Genomic DNA, 15,612 nt, shown 5'->3' with positions numbered 1-15,612 from the left:
ACAACAAAAGAACAGGATCCATGAATGATGGATCCTGTTCTTTGACTTAAGATTCTTTAATTAGAATCGATCTTACTTAATGTTGTAGAATGAAGCATCGCCAAGGTATTCAGCAGAAGAAGCGAGATCGTCTTCGATTCTGATCAACTGGTTGTACTTAGCGATACGGTCAGTTCTTGCAAGAGAACCAGTCTTAATTTCGCCTGCATTCGTTGCAACAACGATGTCAGCGATTGACGTATCTTCAGTTTCACCGGAACGGTGAGAAACAACTGCAGTGTAGCCAGCCTTTTGAGCCATTTGGATCGCGTTCAACGTTTCCGTCAGCGTACCAATTTGGTTAACCTTGATAAGGATCGAGTTGGCAACGCCAAGGTCGATACCTTTCTTCAGGTAGTCAGTGTTCGTTACAAACAGGTCGTCGCCGACGAGTTGAACTTTGTCACCAATTGCCTTGGTAAGTTTTTGCCAGCCTTCCCAATCGTTTTCATCGAGGCCGTCTTCGATCGAGATGATCGGATATTTTTCAACCAATTTGGTGTAGTATTCGATCATTTCGTCGGTCGTTCTTACAACGCCTTCGCCTTTGAAGTTGTACTTGCCGTCTTCGAACAATTCAGAAGAAGCTGGGTCGATTGCGAGCTTAACGTCAACGCCCGGTTTGTAACCTGCTTTTTCGATTGCTTCAAGAATCGTGTCAAGAACTTCTTCGTTGTTCTTAAGGTTAGGAGCAAAACCGCCTTCGTCGCCGACAGCTGTCAGGTGACCCTTAGCAGAAAGAACCGATTTCAAAGCGTGATATACTTCAGCACCGATGCGAACAGCTTCCTTGATGGAATCTGCGCCTACAGGCATGATCATGAATTCCTGGAAGTCTACGCTGTTGTCAGCGTGCTTGCCGCCATTAAGGATGTTCATCATTGGTGTAGGAAGAACTTTAGAGTTTACGCCGCCGAGGTAACGGTAAAGCGGAACACCAAGTTCGTCTGCAGCAGCGTTAGCAGCAGCAAGAGATACACCAAGAATAGCGTTAGCGCCTAATTTGCCTTTGTTTTCCGTTCCGTCAAGATCGATCATTGCTTGGTCAAGAGCTACTTGGTCTTGAACTTCCATGCCGATTACTTCAGGAGCGATTAATTCGTTAACGTTCTTTACAGCTTTCAGAACGCCTTTGCCGCCGAAACGGCTCTTGTCGCCGTCACGCAATTCAACGGCTTCGTGTTCGCCGGTAGAAGCACCACTTGGAACAAGTGCGCGGCCTTTGCCGCCGTCTTCTGTATAAACTTCAACTTCAACAGTTGGGTTGCCGCGTGAGTCAAGAACTTCGCGACCGTAAACTTCAACGATTTGAGACATTCATATCTCTCCTTATCCTCATATAAATTTATACAGTACTTTGGTTATCGATCGTTATGTCCGGACGATAACGAACGACTTCAAACATCATTTTCAATAAAACTGATTTTGAATCAGCCTTTTACTGCATTAAGCAGTGCAAGGAATGATTCAGGCTGCAAGCTGGCACCGCCGACAAGTGCGCCGTCGATATCAGACTGAGCGAGCAATCCGGCGATTGTTGCCGGTTTTACGCTGCCGCCGTATTGAATTCTAACTTTTGCAGCGGTTGCTTCGTCATAAAGAGCTGCGATTGTTGTGCGGATATAAGCGCAAACTTCGTTAGCATCTTCATCCGAAGCAGATTTGCCTGTGCCGATCGCCCAGATTGGTTCATAAGCGACAACAACGTCAGAAGCCTGATCGCTTGGAACACCTGCAAATGCTTTTGTTACTTGGTTCTTGACAACGGATTGCCATTTGCCGCCTTCGCGTTCGTCTAGTGTTTCACCAACACAGACAATCGGAACGAGGTGATGTGCAAAGGATGCAAGCACCTTTTTGTTAACTGTTTCGTCCGTTTCAGCGAACATCGCTCTTCTTTCAGAGTGGCCGATGATCGTGTATTGAACACCTAGATCTTCAAGCATAACCGGGCTGACTTCACCGGTAAATGCACCGGATTCTTCAAAGTGAACATTCTCAGCACTGATTTTCAGATCTGAGCCCTTTGCGTCCGCAACAATGCGGTCCAAAGCGAGAAAAGGAGCGGCAACAACAGAATCAACGAGTTCAGCAGAAGGAACCTTGTCCTTAACTGCCTCAACAAATTCGTGTGCTTCCTTAACTGTTTTGTTCATCTTCCAGTTTCCGGCAATAATCGGTTTACGTGACATGAAAGAACACCTACCCTTTCTTGCGGTTATTTCTTAGTTATCTTGTCCTGATTATTCAGCGTCATCAAGGGCTGCAACGCCTGGAAGTACTTTGCCTTCCATGAGTTCAAGAGAAGCGCCGCCGCCGGTTGAAATGTGCGTCATTTTGTCTGCAAGATGGAATTTCTCAACAGCTGCTGCAGAATCGCCGCCGCCGATGATCGTTGTTGCATCAGTTGCTTCAGCAAGTGCTTTAGCAACTGCTTCAGTACCCTTAGCATAAGGTTCCATTTCGAAAATACCCATTGGTCCGTTCCAAACAACAAGTTTGGACTTTTTGATTGCGTCTGCATACAGAGCAACCGTCTTCGGTCCGATGTCTACGCCGAGCCAGCCTGCAGGCATTTTGTCGATATCGACAACGTCTTTGTTAGCTGTTTCGGAGAATTCATCAGCAATGACCGTATCAACAGGAGTCAAGAAATTAACACCTTTTTCTTTTGCAAGTGCAAGGAATTTCTTAGCGAGATCAAGTTTGTCTTTGTCGAGCAGAGACTTGCCGATTTCGTAGCCCTGTGCCTTAACAAACGTATAAGAAAGTCCGCCGCCGACGATTAAAGTATCTACTTTGTCAAGCAGATTTTCGATAACGCCGATTTTGTCGGTTACTTTCGCACCGCCAATGATGGCAGTGAACGGATGTTTCGGATTTTCGAGAGAAGCACCAAGAATCTTCAATTCCTTTTCGAGAAGGAAGCCTGCGACTGCAGGAAGATATTCAGCGATGCCTGCTGTTGATGCATGCGCACGGTGTGCAGAACCGAATGCGTCGTTGACGTAAACGTCTGCAAGCGCAGCGAATGCTTTTGCAAGTTCAGGATCGTTCTTCTTTTCGCCTTTTTCAAAACGAACGTTTTCAAGAAGAAGAACATCGCCTTCGTTTAATTTTGCAACAGCTGCATCAACTTCCGGTCCGACTACTTGGTCCGTTTTAGCAACTGGTTTGCCGAGCAATTCGCTCAAGCGTTTTGCGACAGGATCCATTTTGAAGGAATCCTTGTCTTCAGCCGTAGGACGGCCGAGGTGAGAAGCAAGAATAACTTTTGCACCGTTTTCGATCAAATAGTTGATGGTAGGGAGCGCCGCACGAATACGTGTGTCGTCCGTAACCGTCGTACCGCTAAGCGGAACATTGAAGTCGCAACGGCAGAAAACTTTCTTGCCTTTAACGTCAATGTCTTTAATGGTTTTCTTTGCCATGCCTAGACCCTCTTTCGCTATATTTCATCGGACACTGGGGCAAGGCTGCAGTCCGTGCCCACCGCCGATAAGAACAGTATTCATCAAAAAAGCGGAAACAACTAAGGTTTCCGCTATTCAAGTTCTATTCAAAAAGTTAGGCAATACTTATTTTGCAAGCTTTGCGAAGTATTCGAGCGTACGAACAAGTTGTGAAGTATAAGACATTTCGTTGTCATACCATGCAACAACCTGAACGAGTTGCTTGCCGTCTACGTCAAGAATCTTTGTTTGAGTTGCGTCAAACAGAGAGCCGTAAGTAATACCGATGACGTCAGAAGAAACGATTGGATCTTCGTTGTAGCCAAGAGTTTCGTTAGATGCAGCTTTGATCGATTCGTTGATTTCTTCTACAGTTGTGTTCTTAGCAAGCGTTGCGTAAAGCAGCGTTACAGAACCTGATTTAACTGGAACACGTTGAGCAGATCCGTCGAATTTGCCTTTCAATTCAGGGATAACAAGAGCAACGGCTGCAGCAGCACCTGAAGAAGCAGGTACGATGTTTTCAGCAGCGGCACGTGCACGACGAAGGTCGCCGCCTCTGTGCGGGCCGTCAAGAGTCATTTGGTCGCCTGTGTAAGCGTGAACCGTAGTCATCAAGCCTTTTTCGATGCCGAATTTGTCATTCAATACTTTAGCAACAGGAGCCAAAGAGTTCGTTGTGCAAGATGCACCGGAAATAACTGTTTCTGAGCCATCGAGTGAATCGTTGTTTACGTTGAATACGATTGTCTTCAGATCGCCCTTTGCAGGAGCAGAGATAACGACTTTCTTAGCGCCGCCCTTGATGTGTGCTTCAGCTTTTTCTTTCGAAGTGAAGAAGCCTGTGCATTCAAGAACGATGTCAACGCCGAGTTCGCCCCATGGCAATTCAGCAGGGTCACGTTGTGAGAGAACTTTTACTTTCTTGCCGTTAACTACGAAGTAGCCATCTTCTACTTTAACTTCGCCATTGAAACGGCCTTGAGTTGTATCATATTTCAGCAGGTTAGCGAGCATTGCTGGATCTGTAAGGTCGTTAACTGCAACAACTTCCAATTCTGGAACATCCTGAATTCTTCTGAAAGCAAGACGACCGATACGTCCGAAACCGTTAATACCAACTTTAACTGTCATGTTAATAATGACCTCCTAAATGGTTTGGAAATTTTTTAAAATCTCTTGTGCTGCCCCTTCATCCGTGATAAGCACGGAATCGGGACCTTTCTTAAAGTAAGCCTGAATTGCCTCAGCCTTAGACTTGCCCCCGGCCACGGCAATCACTGCGTGCGCGCCAAACAGATCTTCCCACTGCAATCCAATGGTCTGAACTTTGTGAATGACGCGACCCGTCTGATCAAAGAAATAGCCAAAAGCCTCGGCCACAGCATGTTCCGTGTCGACTCTTTTGAGAATTTCTTCACCGGAATGACGGCGGATTGCCATCGTTTTTGCATCACCAATGCCGTGCACGATGATGGTTGCACGACGGACGTGCTGCAGGACCCGATGAATACTGGGCTCTTCCATCAAGCTGTGATAGGACTCGTCACTGAGCTGATCGGGAACGTGGAGCAGATGATAGCGCCCTTCAGCTTTTTCCGCCATTTTAGCGCAGATCGTGTTCGCTTGATTTTCGACCTTCTCGCCAAGACCGCCTCTCGCCGATACAAACAGGAGATCCTGGTGCGCTCTTCTAAGCGGGTGCATCATTTCAGCAGCGGCTGCGAGCGTTGAGCCCCCGGTCACCGCAACAATGTTGACTTCACCTAGTGCGCGTTCGATTTCCTTGACGCAGGCCAGCCCCATCTCATTCTTGACAGTCGCGTACTGATCACTGTCGCCAGAGACAATGACAACTTTGGAAACGCCGAGAACTTCTTCCAGTTGCTTCTCCATGTTCTTCAATCCGGAAATATTCTTCATCACAGTGCCAAGAGCCTTAACAATGGCTTCTCCGTTTTCCGTCAGATACATGCCGCTTGACGCCATTTGGATAAGCCCTTGCTGGCTCAGGAACGTGACTTCGCCGCGCAGAACCCGCTCAGTCATGCCTAAATGAGATGACAAACTCCGTCTGCCGATCGGCTGAAGAAAATGAAGAGATTGAAGAATACGGTAGCGACTGGACATTATGTCTAAGACATCGGGGATCAGCCTTTTTTGAAGATCAAGCAAATGTTCCACAGCGTCCCCCTCGATCGACCTGTTCAGGTCTCAAAATGTCCCACACAGTCAATTTATGTCCCATCTGCTCCATGTTTCATGATAGCAACTTTCGCCATTGTTTACAAGCATAATCATGTAAATGTTTTGTATAGGCATTTCAATGACGCAGAATCGTCACATTATAAAAAATGTTGATTTAATGCGGCTTGTTAAATCGAAACTATCTGCAAATTTTGAAAAATGTCACATCTGCACGATTGATTGCATGCTTGTCCGGATCTTCTCTTGCGGCTTTTTTGTCCATGTGAAGTATACCCTGTTTCGACAAAAGGAAACAAAGAAAGCGTTGTAAAATTTTACAACGCCAATCAAATTGGGACTCAACCAGTCCCAACATTTTTTAATTGTAGGCTGCTCTGCGTTCAATTGTCGATCCAATTCCACAGCTTGCCCTGTACTTCGCAACGACTCGTCTGGAACAGCGAATTCCTGATTTTTCAAGAAGCCGGGTAATATTCTGATCAGACAGCGGTTTTCTGCGATCTTCCATTTTTACCAGCTGCTTAATCTCATTTTGAATTTGGAAAGCAGAAACCGTCCCGTGTTCCGCACGCACAGCACGGACAAAGAAATTTTTCATCGGAAGAACGCCGAAATTCGTTTGAACATATTTTCCGGCAGCTGCCCGACTGATTGTTGACTCATGGACCGAAAGCTGTTCGGCAGCTTGTTTCATGGTAAATGGAAGCAAACAATCCTGATCTCCACTCAAAAAGTAATTTTTTTGACGCTCCATCACCATCTGCGCAAGTTTCATCAGCGTCTGCCGGCGCCGGGATACACCAGAAAGAAGCCAGTCAGCTTCATCAAACTTTTCGCGAAGATAACGTTTCGTTTCCGCATCCGCTGCCTCCATATAGCGCGTATAATCGTTCATATTTACAGAAATCGTCGGGAGATATTGATCCTCCAATTCGCAAACAAGTTCGCCGTCCCTTTTCGAAATGACGACATCAGGAACAATATATTGCGGCGGATCATCCTGAATCGTTGCCACAGGATTCGGATTCAGTTTACGAATTTGTTCAACAGCCGCATCAATATCGGCTTGTGCCACATCCAGTAAAGAAGCAAGTTCTGCCCAGTCTCCGGTCATAAAGCAGTCCCGATACTCAGTCAAGATTGTTTCCGCAAGCGTGCAGCGCCGATCGAGTCGGCGAAGCTGCAGACACAGGCATTCGATGAGCGAGCGGGCACCGACACCGGCAGGGTCCAAGGCTTGAACGGCCTCCAACGCTTCTTCCGGATCCGCATCAAACTTCCCGAACCGATCAAGAATGGCTTGCGGATCTTCATCAATGAATCCATTGTCATTTAATGAATCAATAAGGATATCGGCAGCATCCATGAGCATGTGATCAAGCCGTGTTTGATGCAGGTCTTGATGCAGCAGTTCACGAAAATCAACACGATTCGCCGCAGTTTCCTCGATCACGTCGGACGTGCTCTTCGCAGCACCGTCTATAGAATAGGACGAATAATCTCTGCGATCCTCGCGATCCTCGACATGCAGCAATGGATTTTCCAAAGCTTTTTCATGGAGCATCCGCGAAAGCTCTTCATTATTACATTGGAGCACGGTCATCGACTGGAATAGAGCCGGCGTCATTTTCAGTTTTAACGATTGCGTTTGAACGAGTGCCAATCCCATCTCGCTCACCTCCTTTACTATTATTATAGCAATTCATCAATAAAATGACTACGCTTTCATTGACGGAATTTGTCACATTTAATGATCATTTAGCGAACAATAGACCGCTCTAGACCAATCCACATAAATATAATGCACTATTTATGGGCTGCTTTTCATGATTCTGCAGTGCATCATTTCAGTCACGTAAACAGAAGGAAACCGAAAAAAGGATACAGCGTTGTTCCGGCCGTATCCCTTCATCAATATTTTTGTTTAAAAATATTTCTTTTTCCAGAAGAATAATGCCGTAATCCCGGCAAGTCCCAGAGCAAGACTGATCGGAATCCAAAAAGCATACGGTGCATGTTCCCATGGAATTGAGCCCACATTCATACCCCAGAAACTCGCCACCATCGTAGGGATCGAAAGCACAATCGTAACCGTGGTCAAAAATTTCATAACCACATTCACATTATTTGAAATCACGGAAGCGTACGCGTCCATCATGCCGCTTAAAATATTGCTGTGCACTTCCGACATTTCAATCGCCTGCTTAATCTCAATAATAACGTCTTCCAATAGATCCTGATCATCTTCATACATACGTAAGAAGCGTTGTTTGGTCATTTTTTCCATAACAATATTGTTTGATTTCAATGATGTTGTGAAATAAACCAGCGTTTTTTCAAGACTAAGCAAATCAAAAAGTTCTTTATTTCTCATTGATTCATGCAGTTCACGTTCGATCAGCGACGTTCTGCGATCAATGGTTTTCAAGTATTTGAGATAATAGCGTGCAATCGCATAGAGTATTTGCAGGGTAAAGCGTGTTTTCTTATAAGTAAAAAAGTTCCGGATACGATTATTAATAAAATCATCAATGATCGGATTACTCTGCAAACAAACGGTCACAAAATAATAAGGCGTAACAATAATGCCAAGCGGAATCGTATCATAAGGAGCTGAGTCGGATTCATCTTGGATCAGCACCGGAAAGTCAACGATGATCAGAACCGAATCGTCTTCCTTTTCAATACGAGAGCGTTCGTCATCATCCAGTGAGTCTCGGATAAAGTCCGATGGAATGCCGGTACCGTCCACAACCTTCTGCACTTCAAATTCGGATGGACGTGTCAAATTTATCCAGCATCCTTTAACCAGCTCTTCTTTTTTCACCAATTTGTCTTGCTCATCAGTTAAATAAATATCAATCATGATGCACCTCCTCTTAATTTAGAGGAAGCCTACACAGATATCTGTCCGCTGCCGTGATTTTGCCCAAGAGCGTCTGATGCCATATAAGCTTCCCCTGCCGATGACTGGGACCAGGCTTTGGACTCGAACTATCAGAACTCATCGAACAATCACTTCCTTCAGCGGAATTGTGTATTTGGCGCGCATCGGATTACGTGCGCGGTCGAATACCGCCACGTTCTATAATACATGGTGTGCCAAAAGAACACAAACTGATCGCAAACGTTACACAAAATATTTTTTCATCTTTTTAAGCGGACTAGAAAGAACGCGCAAAAGCGCCCGGTCCATACGTCCGCAGGATGCGGAGAATTTCCTTCTATTTCAGATTGGGCGATCAGCATCTTATGACGTCTATCGTCTAACCAACAAGGCAAAACGCTAAACGGTTTATACATAAATAGAAGCATCTTATATTTACATGTCCATTGGTGTCCAGCGCCCCTCAAGCGAGTCATGATGTTTCTTTACTTGGTAAAGAAAAAGAGCCCTTTGACAGGCTCTTCTTCATTAATAGTGCGGTAAATACCTTACTTCAGCAGTGCGGCTTTGGAAAACATGGTTTGCCGCATTGTACGTCATAGTGGCACTCATCACAAGTCTCCGACATCGTGTGTGGGTAGTAGTGCTGATGTTCGTAGATGTAATGAGTTTTTCTGATCGTGTGCAGTTGATGAATATGTTTCACAATGACTGGCTTGTAAATATGCTGAACATTGACGGTCTGCGGATCATAGACTGTACCGCCTTGTGTTGGCGGACAATGCAGCGTATTTTCAGTCGTTTTTCCTGCGGCAGCTCCCGGGGCTGTGCCAGCTCCGGCAACATTTCCATAGGGTGCATAACCACCTTTACCTTTCCCTTTACTTGGGAAGCCCATTGGTGCTGTTGAGCATTTGGAAGCCGGTTTAAATTCAGGTTTGTAAGCCGGCTTGTTTTCCGACTTATATTCATGTGTCGGACTTGGCAATGGACTGACTGGGCCGGCATTGCCCCAATTTCCGATATTCCCCGTGTTGCTGACATTTCCGACGTTTCCCATATTGCCTGAAACAGGCTGATTTGAATAAGGTGAAACCTCCATAATTTTGCTCCTCCTCGTCAATTAAAGTACACTAATAACCTATGAGTCGAGGAAAGCCATTGCACTAATGAGAACACCTAATTTTAGTCGTTCCGCCTAAATTTGGGCAGATAACATGAGAAACTGTTGGTGTTGATCATCCTAAATTACCTCATTGATTTTTGAAAAACGCTTGCAAAAGCGAAGTAAATCACTTAGAATAGACAAATGTCAGCGAGAATTTTCTTACCTATGCGCTCGTAGCTCAGTGGATAGAGCAATGGTTTCCGGTACCATGTGTCGGGGGTTCGACTCCCTTCGAGCGCATCAAATGGTGCAGCAATCCGAACGCATCATACAGTAATTGTATTGACGGCACTTCTGAGAAACGCTCGGAAGTGCCCTTTTTATTCCATGAATGTGCTTGTACCGTATTGTCTATGAAATTTGTATCAAATTATAGGCAAAACTTTAGAAATAATTAAGACGAATATCTATAATTTGCTTTATGATTAACCAATAAAGTACAAATTGGTGTTTTCATTTTTCTTTGAATCATTAAAGAAAATTATGTTCCGCTTAAACGGGAATGAAAACAAATACTCAGAATAAAAAGGAGTCGTACACATTGACAAAAGTAACAGTAGGCGTTCTATTTGGAGGTCACTCGGCAGAATATAAAATCTCTCTGAAGTCTGCATACTCCATTATCACCAGCCTGGATACTGAAAAATACGAGTTGGTACTGATTGGCATAACGCAGGACGGTTCATGGAAAAGATATACAGGCCAGGTAGATGCCATTCCTTCGGATACTTGGAGTGAACAAAATTGTGTGCCTGCATGGATTTTACCGGATAAAAAATTGCATGGATTGATTGAACAGCATCATGATCAGCTTATTCGCACACATCTTGATGTCGTTTTCCCCGTTTTGCATGGTAAAAACGGAGAAGACGGAACCATTCAGGGCCTCCTTGAACTATCCGGAATTCCCTATGTCGGTTGTAATGTGCTGAGTTCTTCAATGGGCATGGATAAGGATATTTCACACCGTATCGTGAAGGACGCAGGCTTCCGTGTTCCTGAAACAGTTTCCATCACCGGGAAGTCCTCAAAGGAACAGTTAGAGAAAATTAGTGTCGGCTTGAGTTACCCGGTTTTCGTCAAACCGGCAAACGGCGGTTCTTCGTTCGGCGTCACTAAGGTTGCTGATTCTGCCGGTCTTCTAGCGGCAGTTGTTGATGCTCAGAACTACGACAGCAAAATCTGTATTGAAGAAGGAATCGACGGCTGTGAAGTGGGTTGCTCCATATTAGGAAACGGGGACGACTTGACAGTCGGCGAAGTTGATCAGATTGTTCTGTCTCACGGTTTCTTCCGCATTCATCAGGAATCACATCCGGAAACAGATTCCGAGAATTCAACGATTCGCGTCCCAGCCGATGTTTCATCAGACGTTGAGGCACGTATCAAGCAAACCGCTAAAGCAATTTATAGTGCGCTGGGATGTACAGGATTAACACGTGTCGACATGTTCCTTACACCTGATCATGAAGTTGTCTTTAATGAAATAAATACAATGCCCGGATTCACCAGCTACAGCCGCTATCCGCGAATGATGAAAGCTGCCGGCATCAGCCTGACCCAGGTTACGGACACGGCCATTCAATTAGCACTCCAAAGCAAATAATTGAAACCTTGAAAGCTGATAACTATTATTGACTCTGAAGTTTGCGCTTTCTGCACTCAGTTTGTCATTATAGGAGCAGATCCACTGCCTCAACTTCATGAAAAGCCAAGCAGTGGATCGTTAAATTTGACCTATATTGACCTTTAATGTATCATGGATGTTGGTAATGGGAAAAATAACTTTCTTCAATGGAAAAAGGGGGTTCGTTCAATGCCTTTAATACCAACAGTCATTGAGCAGACAAACCGCGGCGAACGCGCGTATGACATCTACTCACGCTTATTGAAAGACCGTATCATTATGCTTGGAACAGCAATTGACGACAATGTAGCTAATGCGGTTGTCGCACAGCTGCTTTTCCTGGCAGCAGAAGATTCGGAGAAAGATATTTCGCTTTACATCAATAGCCCCGGCGGATCAATTACCGCAGGAATGGCCATTTTTGATACAATGCAGTTTATTAAACCAAAGGTATCAACCATTTGCATTGGTATGGCCGCTTCAATGGGCAGCTTCCTCTTAACTGCAGGCGAAATCGGTAAGCGTTACGCACTGCCGAATAGCGAAATTATGATTCACCAGCCGCTTGGCGGCATGCAGGGTCAGGCGTCAGATATGGAAATTCACGCAAAGCGGATCATTTCTATTCGTGAAAAGTTGAATCATATCTATGCTGAACGTACCGGTCAGCCTTACGAAGTGATTGCTCGTGATACGGATCGTGACAATTTCATGTCCGCAGAAGAAGCGAAGAAGTATGGTTTGATTGACGATATTATGGTTTCAGCAAAATAATTGACCATAAAGAAAAGCCGGAGCATCTGCTCCGGCTTTTCTTATTGTCTTTTAGTAAGCGTTATCATTTGTTTTCAATAAAAGAAGCCAGCGTCTCAAGCGCCATACGTTCATCCTCACCCTCAGCGGTCAGAATGAGCTGCTCACCGCGAGCCGGTGCCATGCTCATGACACCCATGATGCTCTTCACATTTGCTACGTGCCCGTCTTTTTCAAGCGTTATAGCTGCCTGATAAAGGTTGGCATTCTGCACAAATAGAGCGGCCGGCCGCGCCTGAAGGCCATTTTCCAGCCCGATGATCACTTTCTTAGTCAGCATGTTGTCCATTCCTCCTTTCATAAAAATGAAGGCGCACAACCATTTATTGGCCCTGTCGAATCCGATTGGCAATCGCGTCGATTTTTCGGAAGCGATGGTTAATCCCAGATTTGCTGATTGGCTCACCATTAACCATTTCTCCAAGCTCTTTCAGCGTAATGTCCGGATTTTTCAACCGAATCTCAGCAATTTCCCGCAATTTATCCGGCAATTCTTCCAACCCGATACTCTTCTCAATCAACCGGATATTTTCCATCTGTCTCATCGCAGCGGAGACCGTTTTATTCAAGTTCGCCGTCTCACAATTGACAAGCCGGTTCACTGAATTACGCATGTCCTTGACAATACGGATATCCTCAAAATAAAACAGAGCTTTGTTTGCGCCGATAATGCTCAGAAAATCGGTGATCTTTTCGCCCTCTTTCATATAAATGATGTATCCGTTCTTTCTCGGCAAGATCTTAACATTAAGATTGAACGTATTCATCAGTTTAGCCAAAGAATACGTATGTTCTTCATAATTCGAAAAAATTTCTAAGTGATATGAGGATTCCGGATGGTTCAGTGAACCACCTGCCAAGAATGATCCGCGCAGATAGGAACGTTTGCAGCAGTCGCTCTCAATTAATTCTGGGGCAATTTCACGGGTAAACTGTCCTCCGTCATCAATGATTCTCAAATCTTCCAGGAACGGACGCGCCGTTTCTTTCAGACGAACAATATAAACATTATTTTTCTTCAGCCGCATCTTTCTCCGTACCAGGATCTCGATTTGATAATGGTACGCTTGTTTAATCAGTCGGAAAATCCGTCGAGAAATTGCTGCATTCTCTGTTGCGATATCCAATTCAATTCTCTTGTTACGAATTGAGATGAAGCCATTCATTCGTGTCAGCGCAGCAAGCTCCGCACGCGCGCAGCAGTCATCTACCTCGAGCATCGTCAATTCTTTTTTGGTTTCGGCGGCAAATGACATGCCAATCCCTCCAAACCTTACACTTTTTTCTCCGTAAATAAAGACATCAGCATACGGCCGACGACTTCTTCATCATGGCGTACAACGCCTCCGGCAGTCTTGATCAGCGGCGCATGAATGACATCAATGCCTAGATCATTCAGTTGCTCCCAATCAATCTGCACCGGCTCTGATTCTTCAGCTGCGTAACGCTTCAGCAAGTCGACTTTAATGGGCCGGCTGTTCACAATAATTGTATCGATAAAAGGATGTGCGACATGGCGATGAATGGCCTTAATATGTTCAGATGCCGTAAAATGGTCGGTTTCCCCCTTTTGCGTCATGACATTACACACATACACTTTTCTGGCCTTCGAACGCGCAATTTCATCGGCGAGTTCCGGTACAAGCAAATTAGGGATCACGCTCGTATAAAGACTGCCGGGTCCGAACGTAATTAAATCCGCGTCACGAATCGCTCGGACGCTTTCCGGGAGCGGCTGAATATCCGCCGGCTTTAAGAAAACACGTTCAATCCGTTTGTTCACTTCGGGAATATGCGATTCTCCTTCCACGATACTGCCGTCGCTCATCACTGCACCGAGTGCAATCATTTGATCCGCCGCAGGCAGCACCTGGCCGTGAACATTGAGAATTCGGCTTAATTCGCGCACACCTTTGACAAAATCACCGGTTATCGATGTCAGCGCGGCAATCAGCAGGTTTCCTAAGGAATGGCCGTTTAATCCACTGTCTGTTTTGAACCGATGCTGAAGCAATTGTTCGAACATCGGTTCAATATCTGATAGCGAAACAAGTACATTGCGGATATCGCCGGGCGGAGGAATCTGCAGCTCATTTCTCAGCTTTCCGCTGCTGCCGCCGTCGTCCGCAACAGTCACAATCGCAGTGATATCCACCGGGTACTTCTTCAAACCGCGAAGCACCGCCGGAAGCCCTGTGCCCCCGCCGATCGCAACGACTTTTTTTCGATCTGTCATTCGATTATTTTCCTCTCTCAATATCCCGGTGCGACACATTCGTCGGGAAATCTCCGGAAAGTTTTTTGGCAATCCACTCGGTCAAGGCGACTGATCGATGTTTGCCGCCTGTGCAGCCGATCGCAATAACCAGCTGCCCTTTGCCTTCACGTTTGTACTGTGGAATCATGAATTGAAGCAGATCCATCAGCTTCTTCAAAAATTGCTTCGTCTCCGACCATTTCAGCACGTACTCAGAAATATCAGTATCAAGTCCAGTCCGCTCACGCATATGCTTCACGTAGTAAGGATTGGGCAGAAAACGTACATCAAAAACGAGATCAGCATCGATGGGAAGCCCGTATTTAAAACCAAAGGACAGCAAATTAACGCGGAATGTCTCCGTTTCGCTGGCAAATTCCTGAACGATGCGATCGCGTAATTCTCTTGGTTTCATGTCTGTTGTGTTTATATAATATTGGGCGAGTCCTTTAACTTCTTCAAGTTTTTTTCGTTCGGCGCGAATACCGTCAATCGGCCGGCTTTTCGGAGACAGCGGATGTGAGCGGCGTGTCTCCTTGTAGCGATGAACTAGTGCATCATCCTTCGCATCGAGAAAAAGAATCTTCGGCCTGACTTTCTCGGATTTGCTGAATGCATCCAGTGATGCGAAAAGCGAATCGAAAAAAGTTCTGCCGCGAAGATCCATGACTAATGCTAGTTTATTCAGTTTTTCCGAATCTGAATCTTCAATTAAGTCAATGAACTTTGGAAGCAAAGTCGGCGGCAAATTATCGATGCAGAAGTAACCCAAGTCCTCAAAAATACGGGTCGCAACTGTCTTTCCCGCGCCCGACATTCCGGTTATGATCACTACTTGAATATCTTTCATCCTGCATCCGTCCCCACCGATCAATTTTTCACCTGTGACGCAACACCTGCATCAAGGCATTCTTTCATCTTTAGTATACTCGAAAAAGAAGCATTCAGAAAGATAAACGATAATCAGCAGACGTGCGTTTATGAAAAATGCGATGCGTATTGGCAACTATTTTCCTTGCCCGGAAGCGACAAAGCGCAGAGAAATAAGGCAAAAAAAGCAGCACCGCCATATTGCGATGCCACTAAATGTTTATATAAAAAGGGGGGTCAATTTCATACTTTAATCATATCGTGTTTTCATTTCATAATGATTACATGATG

The 15,612-nt window shown here is 45.3% G+C and carries 14 protein-coding genes and 1 tRNA gene; 3 read left to right on the top strand and 12 right to left on the bottom strand.

Features of this window, described 5'->3' with window-relative positions:
- Nucleotides 1-72: 72 nt before the first annotated feature.
- The 8 genes from eno to NOM01_RS04245 all read right to left on the bottom strand — a co-directional run bounded on the left by eno (nucleotide 73) and on the right by NOM01_RS04245 (nucleotide 9,688).
- Entirely contained in the window at nucleotides 73-1,356 is a 1,284-nt protein-coding gene (eno, locus tag NOM01_RS04280) for a phosphopyruvate hydratase (RefSeq protein ID WP_255746692.1), read from the bottom strand.
- A gap of 113 nt (nucleotides 1,357-1,469) precedes the next feature.
- The gene (gene tpiA / locus NOM01_RS04275; protein ID WP_255746690.1) at nucleotides 1,470-2,231 is read right to left on the bottom strand and encodes a triose-phosphate isomerase; all 762 of its coding nucleotides are present in this window, start codon (nucleotides 2,229-2,231) and stop codon (nucleotides 1,470-1,472) included.
- Nucleotides 2,232-2,282: 51 nt separating this feature from the next.
- Nucleotides 2,283-3,470: a phosphoglycerate kinase gene (locus NOM01_RS04270; protein ID WP_255746688.1), complete on the bottom strand. Its 1,188-nt coding sequence runs from the start codon at nucleotides 3,468-3,470 to the stop codon at nucleotides 2,283-2,285.
- 147 nt (nucleotides 3,471-3,617) lie between these two features.
- Complete coding sequence (gene gap / locus NOM01_RS04265; RefSeq protein WP_255746685.1) at nucleotides 3,618-4,625, bottom strand: type I glyceraldehyde-3-phosphate dehydrogenase; 1,008 nt, start codon at nucleotides 4,623-4,625, stop codon at nucleotides 3,618-3,620.
- A 15-nt stretch (nucleotides 4,626-4,640) separates the two neighbouring features.
- A complete protein-coding gene (locus NOM01_RS04260; protein ID WP_255746683.1) occupies nucleotides 4,641-5,675 on the bottom strand; it encodes a sugar-binding transcriptional regulator in 1,035 nt (344 codons plus the stop codon).
- Nucleotides 5,676-6,057: 382 nt separating this feature from the next.
- Nucleotides 6,058-7,368: an RNA polymerase factor sigma-54 gene (gene rpoN / locus NOM01_RS04255; protein ID WP_255746681.1), complete on the bottom strand. Its 1,311-nt coding sequence runs from the start codon at nucleotides 7,366-7,368 to the stop codon at nucleotides 6,058-6,060.
- Nucleotides 7,369-7,623: 255 nt separating this feature from the next.
- Nucleotides 7,624-8,565 (bottom strand): magnesium transporter CorA family protein, encoded by a 942-nt coding sequence (locus NOM01_RS04250; RefSeq protein WP_255746678.1) that lies wholly within the window; start codon nucleotides 8,563-8,565, stop codon nucleotides 7,624-7,626.
- 574 nt (nucleotides 8,566-9,139) lie between these two features.
- A complete protein-coding gene (locus NOM01_RS04245; protein ID WP_255746677.1) occupies nucleotides 9,140-9,688 on the bottom strand; it encodes a CotD family spore coat protein in 549 nt (182 codons plus the stop codon).
- 233 nt (nucleotides 9,689-9,921) lie between these two features.
- On the opposite strand from NOM01_RS04245, the gene NOM01_RS04240 reads away from it, so the two are divergent.
- The 3 genes from NOM01_RS04240 to clpP all read left to right on the top strand — a co-directional run bounded on the left by NOM01_RS04240 (nucleotide 9,922) and on the right by clpP (nucleotide 12,155).
- Nucleotides 9,922-9,994 (top strand) — tRNA-Arg (locus NOM01_RS04240).
- Nucleotides 9,995-10,295: 301 nt separating this feature from the next.
- A complete protein-coding gene (locus tag NOM01_RS04235; protein WP_255746675.1) occupies nucleotides 10,296-11,360 on the top strand; it encodes a D-alanine--D-alanine ligase family protein in 1,065 nt (354 codons plus the stop codon).
- 210 nt (nucleotides 11,361-11,570) lie between these two features.
- The gene (gene clpP, locus NOM01_RS04230) at nucleotides 11,571-12,155 is read left to right on the top strand and encodes an ATP-dependent Clp endopeptidase proteolytic subunit ClpP (protein ID WP_255746674.1); all 585 of its coding nucleotides are present in this window, start codon (nucleotides 11,571-11,573) and stop codon (nucleotides 12,153-12,155) included.
- 64 nt (nucleotides 12,156-12,219) lie between these two features.
- Here clpP and NOM01_RS04225 read toward each other — a convergent pair whose 3' ends face one another.
- The 4 genes from NOM01_RS04225 to rapZ are packed head-to-tail and all read right to left on the bottom strand — an operon-like array spanning nucleotide 12,220 to nucleotide 15,301.
- Nucleotides 12,220-12,474, bottom strand: coding sequence for an HPr family phosphocarrier protein (locus tag NOM01_RS04225; RefSeq protein ID WP_255746672.1), 255 nt, complete (start codon nucleotides 12,472-12,474; stop codon nucleotides 12,220-12,222).
- Nucleotides 12,475-12,517: 43 nt separating this feature from the next.
- Nucleotides 12,518-13,450 (bottom strand): DNA-binding protein WhiA, encoded by a 933-nt coding sequence (whiA, locus tag NOM01_RS04220; RefSeq protein ID WP_255746671.1) that lies wholly within the window; start codon nucleotides 13,448-13,450, stop codon nucleotides 12,518-12,520.
- A gap of 17 nt (nucleotides 13,451-13,467) precedes the next feature.
- Nucleotides 13,468-14,430 (bottom strand): gluconeogenesis factor YvcK family protein, encoded by a 963-nt coding sequence (locus tag NOM01_RS04215; protein WP_255746669.1) that lies wholly within the window; start codon nucleotides 14,428-14,430, stop codon nucleotides 13,468-13,470.
- A 4-nt stretch (nucleotides 14,431-14,434) separates the two neighbouring features.
- Nucleotides 14,435-15,301 carry an RNase adapter RapZ gene (rapZ, locus tag NOM01_RS04210; RefSeq protein WP_255746668.1) on the bottom strand — a complete coding sequence of 289 codons (867 nt, stop codon included), beginning with the start codon at nucleotides 15,299-15,301 and terminating at the stop codon, nucleotides 14,435-14,437.
- Nucleotides 15,302-15,612 lie beyond the last annotated feature (311 nt).

The organism is Sporolactobacillus sp. STSJ-5, assembly GCF_024385605.1.
Taxonomy (GTDB): Bacteria; Bacillota; Bacilli; order Bacillales; family Sporolactobacillaceae; genus Sporolactobacillus.
Note: the sequence above shows the minus strand (reverse complement) of the source record. Positions and strands in the feature narration are given on the sequence as shown.